We start from the raw sequence: 4,001 nt of genomic DNA, 5'->3' as shown, positions 1-4,001 counted from the left end.
TTAAAGGTCACACGCGGGATGCGAACAACGCCTGATGATCGCGGCACTGTTCGGCCGTCAACATGAACACGCCATGCCCGCCACGCTCGAACTCAAGCCAGGCGAAGTCGACTTCCGGGTACAGCGCTTCAACGTGAATCTGGCTGTTGCCCACCTCGACAATCAACAAGCCCTTCTCGGTCAGGTGATCCGCCGCTTCGGCGAGCATGCGGCGCACCAGATTCAAGCCATCGTCACCGCAGGCCAGGCCCAGCTCCGGTTCATGCTGGTATTCGTCCGGCATGTCGGCGAAATCTTCGGCGTCCACATACGGCGGGTTCGACACGATCAGGTCGAACCGCTGACCCGGCAAGCCATCGAAACCATCACCCTGCACCGTGAAGACCCGCTCATCGACGCCATGGCGTTCGATATTCTGGTTGGCCACTTCCAGCGCTTCGAACGACAGATCGGCCAAGACCACTTCGGCGTCCTGGAACTCGTAGGCGCAGGCGATACCGATGCAACCGGAGCCGGTGCACAGGTCGAGGATCCGCGCAGGTTCCGTGCCCAGCCATGGGGTAAAACGGTTTTCGATCAACTCGCCGATCGGCGAGCGCGGGATCAGCACGCGCTCATCGACGATGAACGACAGGCCGCAGAACCAGGCCTCGCCCAGCAGATAGGCCGTCGGCACACGCTCTTCGATGCGGCGCTTGAGCAGCAACTGCAAATGCGCGACTTCGTCTTCTTCCAGATTGCAGTCCAGATAGCTGTCAGAGATTTCCCACGGCAGATGCAGCGCGCCCAACACCAGTTGCCGCGCTTCATCCCAGGCATTGTCGGTGCCATGGCCGAAAAACAGATCCTCCCCATGAAAGCGGCTGACGGCCCAACGAATATGGTCACGCAGGGTACGAAGGCGGGAAGTGATCACAACGGCAAACTCCAGAAAAATCGACTGGCGATTCTACCAGTCAAACGTCGGCAGGACGAACGCGGGAAAACGCCATCGCCGATGTAGGACTAATCTCTTTTTTCACTTGGGTATTGAACAAAACGGACCACTTGACAACGCTGCACGCCAGTAACGACGGTGCCTACGATGGTAGCGATTCACAGAAGCGCTCAGCCAGAGGACAATGGCGCAAAAGCCCCACTCCAAGGAGCCCCAGAATGTCCGTTCCACAAACGATGTTTCAACTCAGCGGCCGCGGTTATCCGGCGGCCAAACTGAGTCATGCGACCCTGATCATTATCGATGCCCAGAAAGAGTACCTCAGCGGCCCGCTTGCCCTGAGCGGCATGGATGAGGCAGTCGCGAACATCAAACAATTGGTCACTGCCGCCCGTGCAGCCGGTCGGCCGATTGTGCACGTCAGCCATCTCGGCACTGTCGGTGGTCTGTTCGACCCACGCGGGGAGCGTGGCCAGTTCATTCCAGGGCTGGAGCCGCTGGACGGTGAAATCAGGATCGAGAAGATTCTGCCCAGTGCGTTTCACGGCACCGATCTGAAAAAACGCCTCGAAGAACTGGGTTCGGTGGATCTGGTGGTGTGCGGTTTCATGAGCCACTCCAGCGTCAGCACCACGGTGCGGGCAGCGAAAAACCTGGGCTTTCGCTGCACCCTCGTGGAAGACGCCTGCGCCACCCGCGACCTGCCCTACAAGGGTGGCGTGCTGAGCGCCGAGCATGTTCAGCAGACTGAAATGGCAATCATGGCCGACAACTTTGCCGCCGTTGCCCAGACCAACAGCCTGATCTGATCGATGTTCAATGAGCGGCCCATGCGCCGCTCATCCGCAAAAGCCTCTCATTAGCTGTAATTGTCTTAGCCTCAGGAACAACCCGGTCAACTTCCGGTCGAAGGGCCGATACCCACTGAGGAAGGTCGGAATGAAGTTATCCGATGGTTTTGACGCTCGCCGCTTGCGCCCCAAAGGCCAACGCAACTGGCGTTTTCGAATCGGCGCGGCGTTCGCCGCGCTGCTGGCAACCTGCGGAGTTCTGCTCGCCATGGCCGGCGTCGCCGCACTGCTGGGCCACGCCCCTGCCCTGGGCGAGATGAACACCAATCGCGGCGGTGCTGCTGTAGTCCTGGTGGTCGGCCTGTTCGTGCTGTACATCGGCGTGTGGCTGTGGCGCCGCTGCCGCCGTCGCTCGCGGCAGTCGCGAGAGCTGAACATGTCCCCGCATCTTATGAAGAAACACGACTGAAACCCTGCCCGGATCGAACGCCGCGCGTTTTGTCGCGCGCCCATTTGCTTCGAGTTGGGTAAACTGGCCGCCCTTCGCGGAGGCTGACATGCAAGACGACGATTTTTCCCTGTTCAAAAGTGCGATCCAAGGCGTCAAGCCGATCAAGCACGATCGCGCCGAAACCGGCAAACCCAAAGCTGACCGCGCACAGATCGCCAAGCTGCGCCAGTCCGCCACCGTGCGCACTGATGTCGCTACCGTAGACGGTCTGTCCGATCAGTTCGTGATCGACGTCGGGCCTGAAGACGAGCTGATGTGGGCCCGTGACGGCGTGCAGGAAAGCCAGATGCGCAAGCTCAAGGTCGGGCAGATTCCATTCGAAGGCAGCCTCGACCTGCACGGCATGAACGTGGAAAAGGCCCGGCAAACCCTCTGGGCGTTCCTGGCCGAAGCGACCAAATTCGAAATCCGCTGCGTGCGCGTCACCCACGGCAAGGCTGTGCGCCTGGACGGCAAGCGGCCGATGATCAAAAGCCACGTCAACACCTGGCTGCGCCAGCATCCGCAAGTGCTCGGCTTCACCTCCTGCCAGGCCAAACATGGCGGTGCCGGCGCCGTTTATGTGATGCTCAAGCGCACCATGATGGAAGGTCGCGACGAGTAAAGCTGATGCGTCACGCTTGCAGCGCCGTGTCCGCCACCGTACCCTTGCCCTTTGCGTAAAATCCCACAGGTAGTTTCATGTCCCTGGAACAGAATTACACCGCGATCCTCGGCCAATTGGGCGAGGACGTCTCCCGCGAAGGCCTGCTCGACACGCCAAAACGTGCCGCCAAAGCCATGAAGTACCTCTGCCGCGGTTACGAGCAGACGCTCGAAGAGGTCACCAACGGTGCCTTGTTCAGCTCCGACAACAGCGAAATGGTGCTGGTCAAGGACATCGAGCTCTACTCGTTGTGCGAACACCACCTGCTGCCATTCATCGGCAAGGCCCACGTCGCCTACATTCCGAGCGGCAAGGTCTTGGGCCTGTCGAAAGTCGCGCGGATCGTCGATATGTACGCCCGCCGCCTGCAGATCCAGGAAAACCTCAGCCGCCAGATCGCCGATGCGGTCCAGCAGGTGACCGGTGCCCTGGGCGTTGCAGTGGTGATCGAGGCCAAGCACATGTGCATGATGATGCGCGGTGTGGAAAAGCAGAATTCGTCGATGATCACCTCGGTGATGCTCGGTGAGTTCCGCGAGAACGCCGCCACCCGCAGCGAATTCCTCAGCCTGATCAAGTAATTCGCTTGCGTAAGAAAACCGGCATTCATCGCCGGTTTTTTTTCGCCCGTGAAAAATCAGGTAAGCTGCGCGCCTTTCTTCATTTGCCCCGTGAGGCTTGCAATATGCTCGTCAAAGCGCTTCGTGTCGGCCTCGGCCAACTGATCATCCTCATCGACTTCATCACCCGCCCCGGCAAGAAGCAACGCCCCGCCGCCGCCCAGGCCCAGGTCGAAGCCTCGGCCAAGGGCCTGACCCTGTATCAGTTCCACGCCTGCCCGTTCTGCGTGAAAACCCGCCGCACCCTGCGCCGCCTGAACGTGCCGGTGGCGTTGCGCGATGCGAAGAACAACGAACAGGATCGCCAGACCCTGCTCGAGCAAGGCGGCAAGATCAAAGTGCCGTGCCTGCGTATCGAAGAAGACGGCAAGACCACCTGGATGTATGAGTCCAAGGTGATCATTGATTATCTGGATAAGCGGTTTGCGGCTGTCTGATGGTTTTGTGGTGTGATGGAGGGCCTCTTCGCGGGCAAGCCTCGCTCCTACAGGAATAG

Annotated in this window: 6 protein-coding genes; 5 read left to right on the top strand and 1 reads right to left on the bottom strand. The window is 59.9% G+C overall.

All coding sequences use genetic code 11. The features are described 5' to 3' along the window. Positions 1-7: 7 nt before the first annotated feature. A complete protein-coding gene (gene prmB / locus K9857_RS29890; protein ID WP_224542113.1) occupies positions 8-916 on the bottom strand; it encodes a 50S ribosomal protein L3 N(5)-glutamine methyltransferase in 909 nt (302 codons plus the stop codon). Between the two features lie 239 nt (positions 917-1,155). On the opposite strand from prmB, the gene K9857_RS29885 reads away from it, so the two are divergent. The 5 genes from K9857_RS29885 to K9857_RS29865 all read left to right on the top strand — a co-directional run bounded on the left by K9857_RS29885 (position 1,156) and on the right by K9857_RS29865 (position 3,942). Beyond that, a complete protein-coding gene (locus tag K9857_RS29885) occupies positions 1,156-1,746 on the top strand; it encodes a cysteine hydrolase family protein (protein ID WP_224542111.1) in 591 nt (196 codons plus the stop codon). 130 nt (positions 1,747-1,876) lie between these two features. Next, positions 1,877-2,197, top strand: coding sequence for a hypothetical protein (locus tag K9857_RS29880; protein ID WP_175376941.1), 321 nt, complete (start codon positions 1,877-1,879; stop codon positions 2,195-2,197). A gap of 88 nt (positions 2,198-2,285) precedes the next feature. Then, positions 2,286-2,843 carry a Smr/MutS family protein gene (locus K9857_RS29875; RefSeq protein WP_224542108.1) on the top strand — a complete coding sequence of 186 codons (558 nt, stop codon included), beginning with the start codon at positions 2,286-2,288 and terminating at the stop codon, positions 2,841-2,843. A gap of 77 nt (positions 2,844-2,920) precedes the next feature. Then, positions 2,921-3,466 carry a GTP cyclohydrolase I FolE gene (folE, locus tag K9857_RS29870; protein WP_110964232.1) on the top strand — a complete coding sequence of 182 codons (546 nt, stop codon included), beginning with the start codon at positions 2,921-2,923 and terminating at the stop codon, positions 3,464-3,466. Between the two features lie 104 nt (positions 3,467-3,570). Then, positions 3,571-3,942 (top strand): glutathione S-transferase N-terminal domain-containing protein, encoded by a 372-nt coding sequence (locus K9857_RS29865; protein WP_224542106.1) that lies wholly within the window; start codon positions 3,571-3,573, stop codon positions 3,940-3,942. Positions 3,943-4,001 lie beyond the last annotated feature (59 nt).

The organism is Pseudomonas sp. REP124, assembly GCF_020164475.1.
Classification (GTDB): Bacteria; Pseudomonadota; Gammaproteobacteria; order Pseudomonadales; family Pseudomonadaceae; genus Aquipseudomonas.
The sequence above is the reverse complement of the archived record's forward strand: the minus strand, read 5'-3'. Positions and strand labels throughout refer to the sequence as shown.

What these genes read in the sequence shown, in the direction of transcription:
- K9857_RS29885 (WP_224542111.1), top strand. Translation starts at nt 1,156, where the DNA reads ATGTCCGTTCCACAAACGATGTTTCAACTCAGCGGCCGCGGTTATCCG.
- K9857_RS29880 (WP_175376941.1), top strand. Translation starts at nt 1,877, where the DNA reads ATGAAGTTATCCGATGGTTTTGACGCTCGCCGCTTGCGCCCCAAAGGC.
- K9857_RS29875 (WP_224542108.1), top strand. Translation starts at nt 2,286, where the DNA reads ATGCAAGACGACGATTTTTCCCTGTTCAAAAGTGCGATCCAAGGCGTC.
- folE (WP_110964232.1), top strand. Translation starts at nt 2,921, where the DNA reads ATGTCCCTGGAACAGAATTACACCGCGATCCTCGGCCAATTGGGCGAG.
- K9857_RS29865 (WP_224542106.1), top strand. Translation starts at nt 3,571, where the DNA reads ATGCTCGTCAAAGCGCTTCGTGTCGGCCTCGGCCAACTGATCATCCTC.